This window comes from Flavobacterium resistens (assembly GCF_900182645.1).
Lineage (GTDB): Bacteria > Bacteroidota > Bacteroidia > Flavobacteriales > Flavobacteriaceae > Flavobacterium > Flavobacterium resistens.
Genome location: NZ_FXTA01000001.1, coordinates 1,236,214 through 1,256,296, shown reverse-complemented (window position 1 = coordinate 1,256,296; position 20,083 = coordinate 1,236,214). Strand labels below are relative to the sequence as shown.

The window sequence follows — 20,083 nt, the reverse complement described above, 5'->3', positions numbered from 1 at the left end:
CCGATTAAGTCAATTTAGGCTGAGAATTGTTGTGTTTTTTTGTGGACAATAAAAGGATAAACCAAATAGTAAAATGAAATTATTCCTAATGTAAATAATATGATAAAACTGCTGAGCCAATTTGGCATATCAATAGAATATCGTGTAATAAAACCTTCCAGAAAACCAGCACCAATTGTAAAAGGAAAAGTACTCAAATAGATTTTGAAACTATTTTTAAAACCAATTTTAAAAGAATTGATTCTTGAAAAAGTTTTTGGAAATAATATTGAAGCACCTAAAATAAATCCGGCTGCAGTTTCAATTACAATTCCAAAAATTTCCATTGCGCCATGAATCCAGATTCCTCTGACGCTTTTCCAAAAAACGCCTTGTTCATAAAAGAAATATTGAAAAGATCCCAACATAATACAGTTCGACATGCAAATGTAGAAAGTTCCAATTCCGGCAAAAAGTCCAAAAAAGTAGCATTTTGCGCCAACAAAAAGATTGTTCATTGTAATCGAAATAAAACTTCCCCAATTACTTCCTGATCCATAAACGGCCATTGGATTTCCTTTTTTGATGTTTTCCAAAGTTTCGTTTACATAATTGTCGCCAAGAATAAGCCGAACAAAATTAGGATCGTATTTTGCCGAAATAACACCTATCGAAACTGTCACAAAAAATAAAATAAAGGCATAGACTAAATAACGTCTGTATTCATAAACCAGTAACGGAACTTCGGTTACAAAAAATTCGGCAACCCTGTTTTTCTCCGTTCTCTTGGTTTTATAAATCTTCTGATAAATTTGTGATGCAAGATGATTTAAGTAAATAACTGTTTTACTTTTAGGATAATACGTTTGTGCATACGACAAATCATTCATCATCTGAATGTACAAATTAGCTAATTCGTCAGGATTTTTTTTAGCTTTACCAAAAATAGCTAGCTCAAATTCCAGCCATTTTTCTTTATTTTGTTTTATGAAGGCAACTTCTCTCATTGAAGGCTAAAGTATAAAATATGTCAGAATTATCTATTACTACAACACAAAATGTTAAAATAAATTTTATATCGGCTTCGGTAGGAGACCGGTTAGGAGCTTATTTTATTGATGCTGGGATTAAAATTGGCTATATGCTGATCGTGTATTTTATCTTTTTTTACTGGCTAAAAATAGGTATTTTAATGGATGGTATAGATAGTTGGTCAGAACGAGCGATTATGCTATTTTTTGCTGTTCCGCTGATGTTTTACTCGCTTGCCTTTGAAAGTGTTTTTGAAGGACAGTCAATCGGAAAAATATTGCTTAAAATAAAAGTGGTCAAGATTGACGGCTATCAGGCTGGTTTTGGCGATTATTTGATTCGATGGTTTTTTGGTATCATTGACTTTTTTATTCCGCCATTTTATGGGCTTGTAGCATTGATTACCGCAATATCGAGTAAAAAAACACAGCGTTTTGGAGATATGGCAGCGGGAACAGCCGTAATTACTTTAAAAAACAATATCAATATAAGCCACACGATTTTAGAAGATATCGGAACGGCTTATGTGCCAACTTATCCTTTGGTTATTAAATTGTCTGACAATGACATGCGAATTATCAAAGAAACTTTCAAAAAAGCGGTCGTTAAAAATGATTTTGAAATTATAGGCAAATTAGTTGCAAAAATTGAAAGTGTGACCGGAATTAAAAACCAATCCGGAAATAACAGTGATTTTATTCGGGTTATTCTAAAAGACTATAATTTTTATACGCAGAATATGTAAAGAAAAGGTTCTAAGCTTCTGAGTTGCTAAGCTTCTAAGTTTTAAATAGTTGATTAGCTACGTTTTGGATTTAATTTTTTAAATTTAACAAGTTTAATATTTAGAAAAGGAGTAACCGAAAAGCCAAAGAGTAGGAAAACCTAAGCGTAAATACCATGAAAATTAAGAAAGTCGCCGCGTTATTAATATTGTTTTTTGTTTCTGTTTTTTCTTTCGCTCAAAGCGGAAAAAAATTAGATAAAATAATAAAAAGAGATTACACGATTATTGAAGGTACAGTTTCTAAAATATCGGATAAAACTATCGAATATTCACTGCCGGGAGAAACGCTTTTAATAGTTCTCGATGTTTCGCAAATTGCCCGAATTGATTTTGCAAGCGGGCGCTCACAAACATTTGATGTTAGTCAGGGAAGTAGTTCTGCGTTGCCTTCTTCAGGCTCTGGATATATTGCTGCAACCGAGGTAAAACAAAATACAATTGCTGTACTTCCAGTTCCGTTTTTAAATTCAGATACTCAGCAAAGTTCTGAGGAAATGGCAAAATTTGCTCAAAACGATATGTATAATAAATTACTGGATAAATCTGGAAATATTGCTCCTTTGACAGTTCAGGATTTGAGAACTACCAACAGTTTATTGAGCAAAGCAGGAATCGATTATCACAATATTGATTCGACTCCGATTGAAGATCTTGAAAAAATATTAGGCGTTGATAATATCGTTGCAGCAAAGGTTTCATACACAATTAACTCAGGAACAACGTCTACTACATACAACAGCGGTAATGCTACGATTAGCAATAATGACAAAAAGGTCAAAACAAATGATTATTCAACAACTACTGCAAATAATCAGGTTTATTATTACTACACAGTTTATTTTGATATGTATAAAAATACTTCAAAAATATATTCTCAAACGCGTAAACCCTTTTTGGCTGTTAAAGACAGTTGGATGGAATCTGTTCAGTATTTATTGAAAAGAAGTCCGATTTACGTAAAAAAATAAATAAAATAGGAGAGTTGTATATTAAGAAAAGAAATCTTTGCACCTTTGTAACTCTGAACCTTTGCACCTAAAAAGAAATGTTTCATTTACTAGATATTATCGGTACAATGGCTTTTGCCATGTCTGGCGCATTAACGGCAATGCACAAAAAATTAGACCCGTTTGGGGTTTTTATTATCGCTTTTGTTACGGCCGTTGGTGGCGGAACTTTGCGTGATGTTTTAATTGGACGAACTCCCGTTGGTTGGATGCGCGATATGCAGTACGTTTATGTGATAATTTTAGGTTTTTTCCTTGCTATTCTTTTCAGAAAAAGCTTTGATAAACTTCGAACTTCATTGTTTCTTTTTGATACAATTGGACTTGGCGTTTTTACTTTAATTGGTCTCGAAAGAGGATTAACAACAGGACTTCATCCGGTAATTTGTATTGCTTTAGGAACGATGACAGCTTGTTTTGGAGGCGTTATCAGAGATATTTTATGCAACGAAATTCCGAACGTTTTTAGAGAAGAAATTTATGCAACAATCTGTATTTTAGGCGGAATCGTTTTTTTTGGTTTGAGAAAATTAAATTTGAACGACGATATTTTATATCTGGTAACTTCATTGGTAATAATTGTAATTCGACTAATGGCAGTGAAATACAAATGGAATTTAAAAGCATTTGATCATAAGTAATTTGGAAATGAAATTTACCGTAAAAAAATACGATCAAAAAGATTACCAGCTCTGGAACGATTTTGTCGCTTCGGCAAAAAATGCTACATTTTTGTTTCATCGTGATTTTATAGAATATCACAAAGATCGTTTTGAAGATTTTTCGCTTTTGATTTTTGATGACGAAAAACTGCTTGCCGTTTTACCAGCCAATAAACAAGGAAATTCGATTCATTCACATCAAGGGCTTACTTATGGCGGATTGATTTTTTCTTCCAAATTAAAAGCAGAAAAAACAGAAATGATTTTAGATGAAATTCTGTTTTTTTTGAAAGGAAATAAAATAGAAGTTTTTCATTATAAACCAATTCCCGATTTTTATTTTTCAAAAGGAAATCAGGAAATGGACTTTTTTCTATTTAAAAGAAATGCAATTCCAGAAAGAAAAGAAATGAATTTGGCGGTTAATTTGCAATTGCCTTTAAAGATTTCTAAAAGCAAAATGAAGCATTTCAGACGAATTGAAAATCTCGATTTGGATATTGTCGAAGAACAAGATTTTCAGCCTTTTTGGGAGTTAATTCTGGAACCAAGATTATTGGAGAAATTCAATGCAAAGCCAGTTCATTCAAAAGAAGAAATCAAACTTTTAAAACAAATTTTCCCCAAAAATATCAAACAATATTCGGTTTATCAAAATGACGAAATTATTGCAGGAATTACCCTTTTTGAAACCGAAAACGTGGTGAAATCACAATACGGTGCAACTTCGAAAAAAGGTGAAGAAGTGCGCGCTCTCGATTTTTTATTCATTAATCTGATCCATAAATACAAACGAAAAGGAAAGCATTTTTTTGATATGGGAATTGTAAATTCTGATAATGAAAGCGGTTACCATTCAGGTCTTTTGAAACAAAAGGAAGAATTAGGCTGTGCAGTTTACAATCAGGATTTTTATAAAATCGATTTAAAATGATATCCTTTTTAGACCTGAAAAAAATTAACGAACCGTATGAAACTGCATTTCAGGAAAAGCTGAAAAAAGTTTTAGAAAACGGCTGGTACATTTTAGGAAAAGAAGTGGAAACTTTTGAAAAGGCTTTCGCCGTATATTGCCAGTCAAAATATTGTATAGGAGTTGGAAATGGATTTGATGCTTTAGTGTTAATCTTTAAAGGGTATATTGAACTCGGAAAACTAAAAAAAGGCGACGAAGTAATTGTTCCGGCAAATACTTATATAGCAAGTATTTTAGCCATTTTGCAAGCCGATTTAGTTCCGGTTTTCGTCGAACCAAAATTAGAAACCTACAACATAAATCCTGATTTAATCGAGGAAAAAATAACTTCAAAAACAAAAGCAATTTTACCAGTTCATCTCTACGGACAATTGGCTGAAATAGATAAAATAAATGAAATTGCAGAAAAATTTAATTTAATTGTTGTTGAAGATTGTGCACAATCACACGGCGCAATTCATAATTCACAATTCACAATTCACAATTCAAGAGCTTACAGTTTTTATCCCGGAAAAAATTTGGGCTGTCTTGGTGATGGCGGTGCGATTACAACAAATGATTCAGAATTGGCTAAAGTGCTTTTTTCGCTTCGAAATTATGGTTCAGAGAAAAAATATTACAACGAACATATTGGCATAAATTCAAGATTAGATGAACTTCAAGCTGGTTTTTTAAATCTTAAATTGATAAATTTAGATGCTGACAATCAAATACGAAGAGCAATTGCAAAACGTTATTTGACAGAAATTAAAAATGATAAAATAATATTGCCGTTTTGGGATTTCTCGAATAATCATGTATTTCATTTGTTTGTTGTTCGAACTGAAAACAGAGAAGATTTGCAAAATTATTTGACGAAAAATAATATTCAAACTGTTATTCATTATCCAATTCCGCCACACAAACAAAAAGCGTTTTCTGAGTGGAATAATTTGTCATTTCCAATTACAGAAAAAATTCACAATGAAGTCTTGAGTTTGCCAATGAGTCCAGTTTTAACCGAAACTGAGGTGAATTTTATCATAGAAATTTTAAATAAATATTAATTCGTGTCTGATAAAAAGTCATATCAGCAGATTTTAAAAACGACTTCGCTTTTTGGAGGCGTTCAGTTTTTTTCGATCTTAATGTCAATTGTTCGTACCAAATTAATTGCTGTTTTTATCGGACCAGCCGGAATGGGAATTATCGCTTTGCTGAATTCAACTTTAGGCGTTTTAAGCAGTGTTTCCGGTTTCGGAATCGAAACGAGTTCAGTAAAAAATATCTCTGAAAATTATAAAAATGATGATTTAAAAACCGTTTCCAAAACCATTCAAATCGTAAAAAAGATTGTGTTTTTTACGGGAATTTTTGGAATGGCGATAACGCTGGCTTTTTCAAAAGTATTGAGTATAATAGCTTTTGGAGATTCAAGTCAGACATTTGCTTTTGCAATACTTTCTGTTACGGTTTTGTTTAAACAATTAAGTTCGGGGCAATTAGCAGTTTTGCAAGGTTTGCGATCTTTTCGTTTTTTGGCGAAAGCCAATTTATTTGGAAATCTTTTCGGGCTTCTTTTCTCAATTCCGCTTTATTATTTTTTGAAAATTGATGCGATACTTCCAACAATTATAATTGCTTCATTTTCAGCTTTGATTTTTTCATTTTATTATTCAAACAAAGTAAAATTTGAGAAAGAAAAAATAGATAAATCCACTTTGTTTTTAGAAGGAAAAACGATTGTGAAATTAGGTTTTATGCTTACAATCAGCAGTGTTTTAACGCTTTTGTCCAGTTATTTAATTCAAATTTATATTGGAAAAACTGGAGGTTTGGAGCAAGTCGGATTTTACAACGCCGGATTTACTTTGCTTAATTCTTACGTCGGAATTATTTTTACCGTAATGAGCACCGATTATTTTCCAAAACTAGCTTCAATTAATGCTGATAATGAAAAAGTTAGAACAAGCGTTGAGCAACAAGCTTTTGTTTCAATTTTGATTATTACGCCTATTATTGCTTTGTTTTTAGTGTTAAGTTCGATAATTGTCAAAGTAATTTACAGCAATAAATTCGATGCCATTTTACCGATGATTACGATTGGGATTTTGGGAATGCTTTTTCGCGCGGTTTCCTGGTCCATTGGCTTTATTTTAATTGCCAAAGGCGATTCGAAAATGTTTGTAAAAACCGCAATTGGTTTTAATATTTTGTTTCTGATAATGAATATTGCGGGTTATTATTTTTATGGTTTGGAAGGTTTGGGTTTCAGTTTCTGTCTTTACTTTTTTTTCCATTTTATCGGACTGAAAATCATCACTAAAAAGCGATATAATTTTTATTTTGAAAATGATTTTTACAAAATATATCTGGTTTGTTTTCTGATTTGTATTTCAGTATTTTTAATCAAATATGTCGAAATTCCTGTTTTGAAATACAGCATGATGGCTCTATTTGTTTTGATTTCGTTTGCTTTTAGTTTGTACCAAATCAATAAAAAGATAAATTTAAAAGAAATATTTACGTCATTTGCTGAAAGAAAAAAAGATAAAAATGATTAAAAGCAGTTACAGAAAATGCCGTACTTTTTATCACAAACTCAAGTTTTACTGGTCGGTAAACTGGACTAAAACACTATATTTTAATTTTAAGAAGTTTCCTTTTGCGACCGCTAAAAAACTTCCAGTTTTCTTTTATAAAAGAGTAAAATTCACTTCAATTTCCGGAGAAATTCAAATTAACGGAAACATAAAAAGAGGCATGATTGGTTTTGGTCAGCCTTATGAATTGAACACTGTTCATCGCGGAATTGCAGAAATCAATATTCAGGGAAAATTAATTTTCAAAGGAAAATTTCAATTCGGGAAAGATTATTTTCTTTTCGTGGGAGAAAATGCCGTTTGCGAATTGGGAAATATGTCTTCAATGGCTTCGAACGCCAAATTAATTTGCCTTGAAAAAGTTGTTTTAGGAAATTATGTTCGTTTAGGTGCTGAAAGTCAGATTATGGACACGAATTTTCACGATATAATCGACACAAATACTGGTGAAAAACAGGAAAAAACGGGGCCAATTTTTATAGGAAACTATAATTTTAGCGGAAGCAGGATTTCGATTATGAAAAATACCAAAACACCTGATTTTTGTACCATTGCGACTAATTCTTTCTGTAATAAAGATTATACTTCATGGGGAAATAATATTTTAATTGGCGGAATTCCCGTCAAATTAATCAAAACAAATATTTCGCGTGATTGGGAAGGAGAAAAGCAACAGCTAGATGATTTTTTGACGATTTGATTCAACTAAAAATAATTCTAAATCGTTGTTTAATTTCTAATAAAATATATTTCAACAACAACTTAAAATTTGAATTTTTATAAGCCAAAATCATTTCAAAATGTATTCTTTTCAAAATCGCTTTATGTTCTTCTTTTGTTTGGTTTAACCGAATTGCTTTTTTGATAATCAAATAAGTAGAATAATTTATTTTCCTGGATCTTTCGTCTTTTTTAAGAAAAAAATGAGTTCCTAAAGAGTTGTCCGAAATTCTTTTTTTGATCAAAATTTCATCAATAAAATCAAATTCATATTTGCGGGAAGCGCGAATCCAAAGGTCTAAATCTTCATAAGCCAGATTTTCGTCATAACCATTTAAATCATCAAAAACCGATTTTTTAACCATCGAAGAAACGGAACAAATACTGTTTCCGCCTGAAATTACGCTTAAATAAATATCTCCGGTTTTTCGATTTTCGATCACTTTTTTATCTGAATCAACTGGAAAATAATAAGAATCAAATACTCCGTTTTCGGTTATTAATTCGACGTTTCCATAAACTACGCCCAAGTTTTTAAATTTACTTTCTGCAAAAGTTTTCAATTGTAATGAAACGCAATTTGGAAGTAAAACATCATCGCAGGCCAAATCAATTATAAAATCGCCTTTGGCTAATTTCAATGCTTTATTAAAGGATTTTGTGCTTCCTAAATTTATTTCATTTTCAATAACCTGAATTTGAGGATAATTGACAAGGAAGTTTTTAATGACATCTCTGGAATTGTCCGCACTAAAATCATCAACAATAATTATTTCAATGGCAGAATAATCTTGGTTCAGCGCAGACAATAAACTCTCTACAACAAATTTTTCATGGTTGTAGCACAAGCAAATAATGGTCACTAATGAATTATTCTGCATATTGTTTTAAAGAGTTATATTTGATACGAAAATAAGAAAACACGAATGATATTGTCTCACAAAAAAAAGAAAATTGCTTTAATTGGCTACCGTTTGAGCGGAGGCGGAAGTGACAAAGTAATGGCAAATTTGTCTCTTTTTTTTGAAAAACAAGGATTTGAAGTTGACATTATTATTGTTTTGAACGAAGTCAGTTTTCCTTATTCCGGGAAATTGGTGAATCTCGGATTACTGAAAAATGAAAGTAACGGAATTTTTAATAAAGTCAAACGTTTAAAGGCTTTGAGAACTTATTTGAACCAAAATAAATTTGATTTTATTATTGATTTTCGTTTCAGAACCAAGATTATTCAGGAACTTATACTTGCCCGATTTGTTTATAATGCCAAAACTATTTTTACCGTTCATAGTTTTTTGATTGATCATTATATGCCCAATAATTCCTGGCTGACAAGATTAATGTACAATCATTGTTTTGCAAATGTGGCAATTACAGAGGAAATGAAAACGTTGATTGAGAACAAACATAAATTACAAAACGTTGTAACGATTCATAATCCGGTAAATTTTGAAGAAATTAAAGAAAAGCAAAACGAAAAAGTTCATTTGAATTTTGATTATATAATTGCTATCGGACAATATGAAAACGATATAAAACAGTTTGATAAATTGATTTCAAGTTATGCTAATTCTGATTTAAAAGAAAAACAAATTCATTTGGTTATTCTTGGAAATGGCGACGAATCAAAACTTCAAAAAACAATTTCAGATTATAAAATTCAGGATTTTGTTCATCTTTTAGGATATCAAAGCAATCCGTTTAAATATTTGAGTAAAGCAAAATTTTTAGTTTTGAGCAGTAAAAATGAAGGTTTTCCGAATGTGATTTTAGAAGCTTTGGCCTGCGAAATTCCGGTTGTTTCTTTTGATTGCGATTTTGGGCCGCGAGATATGATTACGACTTTTGGAAATGGTATTTTGGTTGAAAATCAGAATTGGAAAAAATTGACAGAAGCTTTAAATCTTTTAATTTCAGATGAAGATTTGTATCAAAAATGCAAACAAAATGCACTGAAAAGCATTGAGCCTTTTTTATTGGAAAAGATTGGAAATCAATGGTTAAATTTGTTGCAACGAGACTAAAAATATGACAACAATTCAAGATATAGAATTAGTAAAAATTCCCGTAGTTGAAGATTTAAGCGGAAATTTAGCCTTTATTCAAAATGGTGTTTTGCCATTTGAATTCAAAAGGGTTTACTATCTTTTTGATGTACCGAGCAGCGCTTTTCGCGGCGGTCACTCGCATATTGAACAACACGAAGTTTTGATTGCTTTAAGCGGAAGTTTTGTAGTTACAGTAAATGACGGAAGTCAGAAAAAAAGCTATTTGCTGAACAAGCCAAATGTTGGACTTCATTTGCCAAAAGGAATTTGGCGTGAATTAGAAAACTTTTCATCGGGCGCAATTTGTTTGGTTTTGGCTTCAGATATTTTTGAAGAATCCGATTATATTCGGGATTATGAAACATTTTTGAATTCCAAAAAATGAGACTTCTTTATATTGTTCCCAAAATAAAAAATGCCGGTGGAGTTGCGCGCGTCTTGTTGATTAAGGCGAATTATTTTGTTGAAAATTTTGGGTACGAAGTTCACGTTTTATCTCAAAATGAAAAAAAAGATTTACCTTTTTATGACTTCAATTCTGAGGTTATCTTTCATGATATGACTTTAAAAGGAAACGTTTTTCAGTTTTTAAAATCTTATCAAAAACAAGTAAATAAAGCGATTCAGGAAATCAAACCAGACATAATTTTAATTGCTGACAATGGTTTGAAAGCCTTTGTTTTTCCGTTTATTGTCAAAACAAAAAGTCCGATTGTTTTTGAAATTCATGGATCGAAATTTATTGAGGAAAAAGCTCAAAAAACAGACTTCATTTCAAAATCAATTCAGAAAATAAAATACAGATTTAAAGATTTTAGTGTTCGAAAATTCACAAAAATTGTAGCACTTTCAGAGGAAAGCCGAAACGAGTGGAAAGCGAAAAATGCAATCGTAATTCCGAATCCTTCTTGGATTAAAACAGAAAAAACGGCGGATTTAAAAAATAAAAAAGTAATTGCCATTGCCCGAAATTCTTATGAAAAAGGCTTATTTAGATTGTTAATTATTTGGAAAAAAATAACCAAAAAACATTCAGATTGGACGCTTGATATTTATACCGATGAAGTTGATGCTCTACAAATTATTACTACTGATTTAAAATTAGATTCGAATATAAATATCTTCGGTTTTGTAAAAAATATAGAAGAAAAATATTCAGAATCTTCAATTTATGCGATGACTTCAAGATCAGAAGGTTTTCCGATGGTTTTACTAGAAGCGATGGCCTCTGGTTTGCCATGTATCGCTTTTGATTGTCCAATTGGACCAAAAACAATTATAAAAAATGGCGAAAATGGTTTTTTGATTCCGGAAAATGATTCTGAAATGTATGTTGAAAAATTTGCTTTTTTAATGGAAAATGAGGAATTAAGATTCAAACTTGGAACGAATGCAAAAGCAACATCTGAAAAGTATTCCGTGGATAAAATAATGGAGCAGTGGAGGCAGTTTCTAGAAAAATTATAAGTACAGTTTGTCATTTCGAGGAACGAGAAATCTCCACGAGAAGCTCCATACAGAATGTCGCCAATCTTTGTAGAGTTACTTGCGAAGATTTCTCGTTCCTCGAAATGACAAACTAGGCGAGTAGCTATTTGGAAACTCAGGAATTAAGAAAACAAAAATATCCCAATTTATAAATATCAAAGTAGAATAGCGAAGGATTTTCAGAAAGTAAATTATATTCTATTCTTTTTCTATTTCTATTGAAAAGAAATCTTGTAAAACCAATTAATTTTAAGCTTTTAAGAAGCTCAAAAGATTTAATTATTTTACTTTCTTCTGAAGAAATTTTCTTTGAATTATAAAGAAAAAACAAATTTTCTAAAGCTGTTTTTGTTTTGGTTAAAAATACTTCTGAAGTTTCCAGATTTAAATGAAAAGTTGGATTTTCAATTTGATTTATCTTGAAACTGTTTTTCTTCAAAACAGCAAAAAATAGTAAATCTTCATAGCCATATTTAGTAATCGATTCATCAAATGGAAACTGAAGAAAAACTTCTTTTTTAATTAATAAGTTTGAACTTAAAACAGCTGAAGTTTCTCTTTTTTGGCCATAAATCCAACGCAAAAGCTGCTCTTTTTCAGGTTTTTTATCTTCATAAATAATTCCGCCAAAAAAAATATTTTCAGAATCTGTAATTGTTGAAATATAGTTTTGAATAAAATTATTTTCCGTCGGAAAAGTATCGCAGTCTAAAATTAAAAGCCAATTGTATTTTGCTTTTTGAGCTAACGAATTGATGTTTTTTCCTCTTCCTAAATTGGTTTCATTTATAAAAAATGAACAATTTGAAAAAGAAATAATTTCCTGATTTTGAATATTTTCTGTTGAATTGGATGCGTCGTCCTGACAAAGGATTTCAAAAGTAATTCCACGCAAATTGCATTGTTTTACTAGTTCGTTAACGAGCGGTAAAACATTGTAATTAAAAACCGGAATTAAAATGGAAAGCATTACACGCTTCTTTGCACTACTTCGAAGATTCTTTCATCCTCGCATTTCAATGTTTTTGATGGGAATTTCATCAATAAAGCATAATCGTGTGTTGCCATGATAACGGTTTTACCATTAGCATTGATGTTTTTCAATACTTCTAAAACCTCAGAACTTGTTTGCGGATCAAGGTTTCCTGTTGGTTCATCTGCCAGGATAAATTCTGGATCGTTAAGCAAAGCTCTTGCAATCGCAACACGCTGTTGTTCACCTCCGGAAAGCTGGTGCGGCATTTTGTTTAAGAAGTCTTTCATTCCAACTTTATTCAAAACCTCGTCGATTTTGTGCTCCATTGCTTCTTTTTCTGTCCATCCAGTTGCTTTCAAAACAAAAATCATATTGTCTTTTACAGAACGGTCCGGAAGCAATTTGAAATCCTGAAACACAATTCCAATTTTACGTCTCAAATATGGGATGTCATTTTCTTTTAAAGTTGCCAAATCAAATTCTACAATGTGACCTTCACCTTCAGTTAAAGGCAAATCTGCATATAAAGTTTTTAAGAAACTACTTTTTCCAGAACCTGTTTTTCCAATGATGTAAATAAATTCACCATGCTGAACATCTAAATTAATATGAGATATAATTTTTCTTCCTTCTTGATATATAGTGACTTCTTTAAGAGATAGTACGGTTTGTGACATAATAAAATTGATTTGATTGGTAAAAGTAATAAGATAACGATTGGATTCAAAATAAATTTCAATCATTTCTTAAGAAAAATTCTAGAAAATGAAATGAAAATTTACGTCATATAAGTAATGTAAGTTCATTTTAGTTAATCTGCGAAAACATCCTAGCTTATAATTACTTATATTACTTATAGGATTAAAAAACGTTTTTTATTGTGTTCTAAAATATCCTATGTTGAAGATTTTTTTATAATAAAAGCCGGAAACGTTTCGTTATAAACGGTATAAAATGATAAATTTGAATACTAAATAAAACTAAAATGCGTAGACTTTCCTGGTTCTTTTTACTCCAAATTATTCTTATTTCGACCACAGTTTCGGCACAAAAATCAGCTATATATACTTACGAATTAAAGGATTTTGATAAAGCTGTGGCTTTATACAATGACAAACAATATGCATCGGCACAACATATTTTTGAATATGTAAAAAATAATACGGCACCAACAGAAGAGGTAAAATCAGATTGTGCTTACTATATCGCAAATTGCGCGATTAGAACCAATCAGCCAAATGCGGATGCGTTGATGGAAAAATTTGTGGATGATTATCCAACGAGTACCAAACAAAATCAGGCATATATTGAAGTGGCACAATATTTTTTCGAACAGGGAAATTATCCAAAAGCGTTGCAATGGTTTGACAAAGTGGATGAAAGCTATATGAGCAAATCAGATTCTGATAAATTTAATTTTCAGAAAGGTTACAGTTATTTCAATGCCAAAAAGAAAAAAGAAGCAACAACTTATTTCAATAAAGTCGTAAATTCTCCTGAATTTGGTTCGCAAGCTAAATATTATTTAGGATTTATGGCTTATGAAGGCGACGATTATAAAGAAGCAACCAAATATTTTGATGAAGTTTCGGGCGAAGAAAAGTACAAAGAAAAGCTTTCGTATTATCAAGCTGATATGAATTTCAAATTAGGAAATTTCCAAAAAGCAATTGATTTGGGCCAAAAAGCGATGGCAAAATCAAACGAAATGGAAAAATCAGAATTGAATAAAATCATTGGAGAAAGTTATTTCAATTTAAAACAATACGACAAAGCGATTCCATATTTAGAGCTTTACGCAGGAAAAAAAGGAAAATGGAATAATACCGATTTTTATCAATTAGGTTATGCGTATTATGAACAGAAAGACTACGAAAAAGCGATTTCTCAATTCAACAAAATTATTGAAGGAAAAGATTTCGTTGCACAAAATGCGTATTATCATTTAGGTTTAAGTTATTTGAATACAGGCAAAAAACAAGAAGCTTTGAATGCTTTCAAAAATGCTTCGGAAATGGAATTTAATGCTCAGATTCAGGAAGATGCTGCACTGAATTACGCGAAATTAAGTTATGATATCGGAAATGCTTATCAAACTGTTCCTGGAATTTTGCTTGATTTCTTAAAAAAATATCCAAACAATTCTAGTAAATCTGAGGTTGAAAAATTATTAGTCGACTCTTATATTTCTACAAAAAATTATAAAGAAGCTTTGACTTTGTTAGAAAAAAACAGAACTTCAGAAAATAAAGCAGCTTATCAAAAAGTATTGTTTTACAGAGGATTAGAATTGTACAATGAATCGAATTATGCTGAAGCTGGAAAAATGTTCAAAAGCGCTATCAGCGAGCAAAAAACACCTGAATTTACAGCGCGTGCCACTTTCTGGAAAGCTGAAACAGAATATCTTGCAGATGATTTTCAGAATGCTTTGTTGACTTACAAACAGTTTGCCGGACAAGCTGCTGCAAAATCGACAGAAGAATACAAAAACATCAATTACAACATCGGTTACACTTATTTCAAACTGAAAGATTATGATCAGGCTGCAACTTCATTTCAGGCGCAGATTGATAATTCTCCTTCTGATAAATCACGTTTGAATGACTCGTATTTGCGTTTGGGAGATTCCCGTTTTGTGAATTCTAAATATTCGCAGGCTATGGAAGCCTACGGAAAAGCAATTGACGCAAAAGGAGTTGATGCTGATTATGCACAATTTCAAAAAGCATTATCGTATGGTTTTATGTCGAAAAACGATCAAAAAATCAGCGAGTTGAACAACTTCTTAAAAATGTATAAAAAATCAGAATATCGTGATGATGTTTTGTTTGAATTAGGAAATACTTATGTAGCCGACAAGAAAAATGATTTGGCAATTAAAACCTATGATCAGTTGATTTCTGAATATAAAGACGGTTCGTTTACGTCAAAATCAATTTTGAAACAAGGTTTGATTTATTACAATTCTGATCGCGACGAATTGGCTTTGGCTAAATTCAAAAAAGTAACTGCAGAATTCCCAAAAACGCCTGAAGCTTTAGAAGCCGTTGCTACAGCAAGATTGATTTATGTTGATTCAGGAAAAGTGGATGAATATGCAACTTGGGTTAAAACATTAGATTTTGTTTCGGTTACAGATGCCGAATTGGATAATGACACATACGACGCTGCTTTCAAACAATATACTCAAAATAACAGCAAAGCAGCAGTTACTGGTTTTGCAGGTTATGTAAGCAAATTTCCGTCAGGTTTGCATGCTTTAGAAGCTAATTTCTATTTAGCGCAATTGTATTATGCCGATGGTTTAGAAATGAAATCAGTTGCAAATTATCAATATGTAATTGATCAGCCAAGAAATGAATTTACAGAACAAGCTTTGAATAGATTGGCTCAGATTTACCTAAAAGCTAAAGATTATGATAAAGCGATTCCGGTTTTGGTACGTTTGGAAAATGGTGCTGATTATCCTCAGAATAAAAACTTCGCCCAAGCTAATTTGATGAAATGTTATTATGACAAAAAAGATTATGATAATTCAGTTGTTTCGGCTGAGAAAGTTTTAGAAAATCCAAAAGCTGATGCAGGTGTAAAAGCTGATGCCCAAATTATTGTTGCCCGCGCTGCAATTCAGACAGGAAATGAAGACAAGGCAAAAGTGGCGTATGCAAAACTTTTAACAACATCAAAAGGAGAATTAGCAGCTGAAGCGCTTTATTATGATGCTTATTTTAAAACCAAAGAAGGAAAATTTGACGCATCAAATGTAGCTGTTCAAAAACTGGCAAAAAGTTATTCGGCTTACAAATATTACGGTGCGAAAGGCTTGGTTTTAATGGCGAAAAATTTCTACGGATTAAAAGACAGTTATCAGGCAACTTACATTTTAGATAACGTAATCAATAATTTTACAGATTATCCGGATGTTGTTGAAGAAGCTAAAAGAGAATTGAGCGCGATTAAATTAGAAGAATCAAAAACGAATTCGTCTATCAGTAAATAGTTTTATATAAGTGAAAAGTAAAATGTTATCTGTAAAAGGAAACGAACACAAAACACATTTTACATCTCACAAATCACATTTCACAAATTATGAGTTTACCTTTTTATATAGTTGATGTTTTTGCTGATAAAAAATATGCCGGAAATCAATTGGCGGTTTTTTTAGATGCGGGAAATTTAAGTTCAGCAGAAATGCAGCAAATGGCGCGCGAAATCAATTTTGCCGAAAGCACATTTGTAACCAAATTGGATAGAGAAAATAATAAAGCTGAGATTAGAATATTTACTCCGGCTCATGAAATGCAGTTTGCGGGTCATCCAATAATTGGAACTTCATGGGTTTTGATGAATAAGGTTTTTGATAATTCGCCTGACGAAATTAAATTAGAAGTTCCGATTGGGCCAATTGCGATTCATAAATCTGACGAATTGATTTGGTTAAAAGCAGCACAGCCGAAGTTTTGGGATATTTTTTCAAAAGAAGATTTAACATCATTCAGTAATCTGCAAATAAGCGATTTCGAAAATCAATTTCCAATTCAGGAAGTGACAACCGGAAGTGCTTTTGTAATGGTTGGATTAAGCAGCAAAAGAGCACTTGAAAATTTGGTTTTAGATAAAGATAAAACCGATAAATGGCTTAAGAATAATTGCAAAACTGATCACAGAGGCTTGTATTTTTATTATTTAGAAGGCTCAAAATTGTTTAGCAGAATGTTATGCGTCGAGCATAATCAATTGGTAGAAGATGCCGCTACAGGAAGTGCAAGTACTTGCCTTCAGGCTTTTCTGCTGAAATACCACAAACCTGAATTTGAACTAATCAATTATCAGGGAGATTATATAGGTCGTCCATCACAAATATATTTCAAAGGAAAATTAACTGATGATCAGTTTGATATAAAAATTGGAGGAAAAGCGCAATTTGTGGCCAAAGGCGAGTGGGAAGTTTAGAAATTAGAAAATTGAGAGAATTAGAGAATTAGAAAATTAGATAATGTAAGATGTCAAATGTGAAAAGTAAAAAGTGAGTTGTAAAACATCTGACATTTTACAATATCCATTTTACAAAAAAAGATAAATATGAAAATTAACTGCCGAAATAAAATTGTCGTTTTACTAGTGTTGCTTGTTTGTCAGCTTTCGTTTTCGCAGAAGAAAAATGAAAATATCGGATCTGAAACAGTTAATGTGGTAAAGCCTTATTCACCAACTATATCAGATGCGTTTAAAGTGAAAGAAACGCCTTCGCTTGACGATACAGGAAATCAGCCAAAAGAAACTATCAGGTATAGTATTCTTTCGGTTCCGGTTGCTTCGACTTTTACACCTTCAAAAGGAAATGCGCAAGCTGTGGACAAATCTAAAAAAGAGAGATTATTTAATAATTATGTAACTGCTGGAGTTGGTAATTACGGAACCTTAAATGCTGAATTGTTTGTTACCCAAGATTTGGGAAATAATGATTATGTGGCCGGAATGCTTCGTCATCATTCATCACAAGGCGGTATAAAAGATGTAAACCTAAATGATGAATTTTATGATACAGCATTAAATGTTGGTTATGGAGTTATCAATCGTGACATGTCTTGGGGTGTTGATTTAGGATATCAAAATCAATTATACAACTGGTACGGACTTCCAACAGATTTCGGAATGACTTTGCCGCCACAAACACAGGAAGATTTGATTAGAGGAATTAACCCAAATCATTCCTATAATACAATTTCGCTTGGCGGAAATGCTGAATTTACAGAAGGAATTTTCAGTAAAATCGCAACTCGATTTACGCATTTTTCAGATAGTTTTTCTTCGTCAGAAAACCGTTTTTATCTAAAACCAACTTTCAAAGTTGATGTAATGGATCAGGCCATAACTACAAATGTTATTGTTGATCATGTTAGCGGTTCTTTTGAACATAATTATGCGAGAGATAATACGGAACCTTTAAAATACAGTTTGACCAATTTTGGAATTGAGCCAAGTTTTGTAATTCATGAAAACGAATGGACTTTAGAATTAGGAGCCGGATTATTTTATGGCTTAGATTCTGAAAATAGCGGAAACAAATTTTTTATCTATCCAAAAGTAAACGCTTCTTATAAATTAGTAGGCGATTTAATGATTTTCTATACCGGAGTAAACGGAAGTTTAAATCAAAACTCATATGCTGATTTTGTGACCGAAAATCCATTTTTGTCACCAACTTTAAATATGAGACCAACAAGCAATCAATATACGGTTTTTGCTGGTTTAAAAGGAAAATTGGCCAACAATGTTAGTTATAATTTGACAGGTTCATATTTGAATGAAAAAGACAAAGCGTTGTTTAAAAGCCAGGATTATACAGAAGATTTTTCAAACCAAAATTATGCTTTCGGAAACTCTTTTAATGTAGTGTATGATGATGTGAGAACTTTCCGTTTCTACGGAGAATTAAAAGCTGATTTTTCTAAAAACGTTTCTTTCGGAATCAACGGTACTTTCAACAGTTATAAAACAGACGGCTTGGAAGCTTGGAATTTGCCATCAATGAAAATAAGCTCAAATCTTGATGTTACTATTACCAAACAATGGTACGCAGGTTTGAATGTGTTTTTTGTTGGAGACCGAAAAGACATGCAAACGAATTTAGATTTTGGAGTTGAACCAGCTGTGATAACTTTAAAAAGCTATTTTGATGCTAATGCTCATTTAGGATACAAATATAATGAACGTTTGACTTTCTTCTTAAAACTAAACAATATTGGAAATCAGGCTTATGAAAAATGGCTAAATTATCCTGTTCAGGGATTCCAGGTTTTAGTTGGAGGAAATTACAAATTTGATTTTTAGGAAGATTTTGCCGTAAAGGCACTTAGGCGCAAATCTACTTTAAAATTGCGTCTTTTTTAGCCATGATTTCATGAGTTTTTTGGAGTAAATTCGTGATTTCATGGCTAATTTTTTTATATAAAGAAAAACCTTAGCATCTTTGCAACTTAGAATCTTAGTAGCTTAAAAAATGACTTTCAAAGAAAAAATATATTCCCATTATCTGCAAATGGTTCAGGACCGAATCGATGTTTTTAAAGACATGATTTCTGGATTGACCGAAGATTCAAAAAACGATGCCAAAGGTTCTGCAGGCGATAAGCACGAAACGGCTTTGTCGATGATGCATATCGAACAGGAAAAATTGACTAATAAACTGAAAGAAGCGATTGCTCAAAAAGCGATTTTAGATAAAATTGATGCTGTAAAAACTACGGAAAATATTATTTCGGGCAGTTTGGTAAAAGCAAACGGAATCTATTTATACGTAAGTGTGGCACTTCCAAAAATTGCAATTGACGGAATAAATGTTATTGCACTTTCGCCGCAATCTCCATTAGGAAATCATTTAATGGGAAATAAAGTTGGATTTCAGTTTGAGATTAATAAAACGCATTATACGATTCAAAGCGTTGAGTAATTAAATTAATCATGAAGTTTTGTCATTTTGACCGAAGGGAGAAATCACACAAGCTATTCCGCAAAGAAATCACTAATCTTTGTCGAGTTTCTAGTGTGATTTCTCCCTTCGGTCGAAATGACAAGATTGAACATAAAATAATTTCTAAACAGCTTTTCATGTTCTGTTTGTGAATTTTTCATCGATATTTAAAGATCTTAAAATTTAATTCAAAGATTTCTGAAAAACCTTCGATTTTACTCGTATTTTATTCTCAAAATTAAAATTTTCAAGTTCAAGCCATTTTTTAGTGTTAAAATTTTACATTTTACATGTAAAATTTAATTTATGATTTAAAATTGTAACTGAAATGATTGTTTGTGTTTTTCAA

Annotated in this window: 18 protein-coding genes; 14 read left to right on the top strand and 4 right to left on the bottom strand. The window is 31.7% G+C overall.

Annotation, left to right across the window (positions count from 1 at the left end; genetic code table 11):
- Window positions 1-14: 14 nt before the first annotated feature.
- Window positions 15-986, bottom strand: coding sequence for a stage II sporulation protein M (locus FN795_RS05425; RefSeq protein ID WP_142449715.1), 972 nt, complete (start codon window positions 984-986; stop codon window positions 15-17).
- Between the two features lie 20 nt (window positions 987-1,006).
- Here FN795_RS05425 and FN795_RS05420 point away from each other — a divergent pair, with 20 nt between their 5' ends.
- From FN795_RS05420 to FN795_RS05390, 7 genes are all read left to right on the top strand, one after another.
- The gene (locus FN795_RS05420; protein ID WP_142449714.1) at window positions 1,007-1,756 is read left to right on the top strand and encodes an RDD family protein; all 750 of its coding nucleotides are present in this window, start codon (window positions 1,007-1,009) and stop codon (window positions 1,754-1,756) included.
- A gap of 155 nt (window positions 1,757-1,911) precedes the next feature.
- Window positions 1,912-2,766, top strand: a complete 855-nt coding sequence (locus FN795_RS05415) for a hypothetical protein (RefSeq protein ID WP_142449713.1) — start codon at window positions 1,912-1,914, stop codon at window positions 2,764-2,766.
- 77 nt (window positions 2,767-2,843) lie between these two features.
- Window positions 2,844-3,446 carry a trimeric intracellular cation channel family protein gene (locus FN795_RS05410; protein ID WP_142449712.1) on the top strand — a complete coding sequence of 201 codons (603 nt, stop codon included), beginning with the start codon at window positions 2,844-2,846 and terminating at the stop codon, window positions 3,444-3,446.
- A 7-nt stretch (window positions 3,447-3,453) separates the two neighbouring features.
- The gene (locus FN795_RS05405) at window positions 3,454-4,401 is read left to right on the top strand and encodes a FemAB family protein (RefSeq protein ID WP_142449711.1); all 948 of its coding nucleotides are present in this window, start codon (window positions 3,454-3,456) and stop codon (window positions 4,399-4,401) included.
- Window positions 4,398-5,489, top strand: a complete 1,092-nt coding sequence (locus FN795_RS05400) for a DegT/DnrJ/EryC1/StrS family aminotransferase (RefSeq protein WP_142449710.1) — start codon at window positions 4,398-4,400, stop codon at window positions 5,487-5,489. The genes FN795_RS05405 and FN795_RS05400 overlap by 4 nt, the downstream gene beginning before the upstream one ends.
- Before the next feature lie 3 nt (window positions 5,490-5,492).
- Complete coding sequence (locus FN795_RS05395; RefSeq protein ID WP_142449709.1) at window positions 5,493-6,986, top strand: O-antigen translocase; 1,494 nt, start codon at window positions 5,493-5,495, stop codon at window positions 6,984-6,986.
- Window positions 6,979-7,725, top strand: coding sequence for an acyltransferase (locus FN795_RS05390; protein ID WP_211374376.1), 747 nt, complete (start codon window positions 6,979-6,981; stop codon window positions 7,723-7,725). The genes FN795_RS05395 and FN795_RS05390 overlap by 8 nt, the downstream gene beginning before the upstream one ends.
- A 1-nt stretch (window position 7,726) precedes the next feature.
- Here FN795_RS05390 and FN795_RS05385 read toward each other — a convergent pair whose 3' ends face one another.
- A complete protein-coding gene (locus tag FN795_RS05385) occupies window positions 7,727-8,626 on the bottom strand; it encodes a glycosyltransferase (RefSeq protein WP_142449708.1) in 900 nt (299 codons plus the stop codon).
- 51 nt (window positions 8,627-8,677) lie between these two features.
- Here FN795_RS05385 and FN795_RS05380 point away from each other — a divergent pair, with 51 nt between their 5' ends.
- From FN795_RS05380 to FN795_RS05370, 3 genes are read left to right on the top strand one after another with little or no spacing between them, the layout of a single operon-like run.
- Window positions 8,678-9,769 (top strand): glycosyltransferase, encoded by a 1,092-nt coding sequence (locus FN795_RS05380; protein ID WP_167498053.1) that lies wholly within the window; start codon window positions 8,678-8,680, stop codon window positions 9,767-9,769.
- A gap of 4 nt (window positions 9,770-9,773) precedes the next feature.
- Entirely contained in the window at window positions 9,774-10,178 is a 405-nt protein-coding gene (locus FN795_RS05375; protein WP_142449706.1) for a sugar 3,4-ketoisomerase, read from the top strand.
- On the top strand, window positions 10,175-11,260 hold the full coding sequence (locus tag FN795_RS05370) for a glycosyltransferase family 4 protein (RefSeq protein ID WP_142449705.1): 1,086 nt from the start codon (window positions 10,175-10,177) through the stop codon (window positions 11,258-11,260). The genes FN795_RS05375 and FN795_RS05370 overlap by 4 nt, the downstream gene beginning before the upstream one ends.
- A 136-nt stretch (window positions 11,261-11,396) precedes the next feature.
- Here the strand turns inward: FN795_RS05370 and FN795_RS05365 are convergent, their stop codons facing one another.
- Together FN795_RS05365 and FN795_RS05360 are read right to left on the bottom strand one after the other, a co-directional pair.
- Entirely contained in the window at window positions 11,397-12,251 is an 855-nt protein-coding gene (locus FN795_RS05365) for a glycosyltransferase family 2 protein (protein WP_142449704.1), read from the bottom strand.
- Window positions 12,251-12,934 carry a cell division ATP-binding protein FtsE gene (locus FN795_RS05360; protein ID WP_035649442.1) on the bottom strand — a complete coding sequence of 228 codons (684 nt, stop codon included), beginning with the start codon at window positions 12,932-12,934 and terminating at the stop codon, window positions 12,251-12,253. Before FN795_RS05360 ends, FN795_RS05365 begins: the two co-directional genes overlap by 1 nt.
- Window positions 12,935-13,242: 308 nt before the next feature.
- Here FN795_RS05360 and FN795_RS05355 point away from each other — a divergent pair, with 308 nt between their 5' ends.
- The 4 genes from FN795_RS05355 to FN795_RS05340 all read left to right on the top strand — a co-directional run bounded on the left by FN795_RS05355 (window position 13,243) and on the right by FN795_RS05340 (window position 19,713).
- A complete protein-coding gene (locus FN795_RS05355; RefSeq protein ID WP_142449703.1) occupies window positions 13,243-16,260 on the top strand; it encodes a tetratricopeptide repeat protein in 3,018 nt (1,005 codons plus the stop codon).
- Between the two features lie 89 nt (window positions 16,261-16,349).
- Complete coding sequence (locus FN795_RS05350) at window positions 16,350-17,213, top strand: PhzF family phenazine biosynthesis protein (RefSeq protein ID WP_142449702.1); 864 nt, start codon at window positions 16,350-16,352, stop codon at window positions 17,211-17,213.
- A 129-nt stretch (window positions 17,214-17,342) separates the two neighbouring features.
- Window positions 17,343-19,094 carry a TonB-dependent receptor gene (locus FN795_RS05345; RefSeq protein ID WP_142449701.1) on the top strand — a complete coding sequence of 584 codons (1,752 nt, stop codon included), beginning with the start codon at window positions 17,343-17,345 and terminating at the stop codon, window positions 19,092-19,094.
- Window positions 19,095-19,263: 169 nt separating this feature from the next.
- Window positions 19,264-19,713: a hypothetical protein gene (locus FN795_RS05340; RefSeq protein WP_142449700.1), complete on the top strand. Its 450-nt coding sequence runs from the start codon at window positions 19,264-19,266 to the stop codon at window positions 19,711-19,713.
- The last annotated feature ends 370 nt before the right edge of the window (window positions 19,714-20,083 follow it).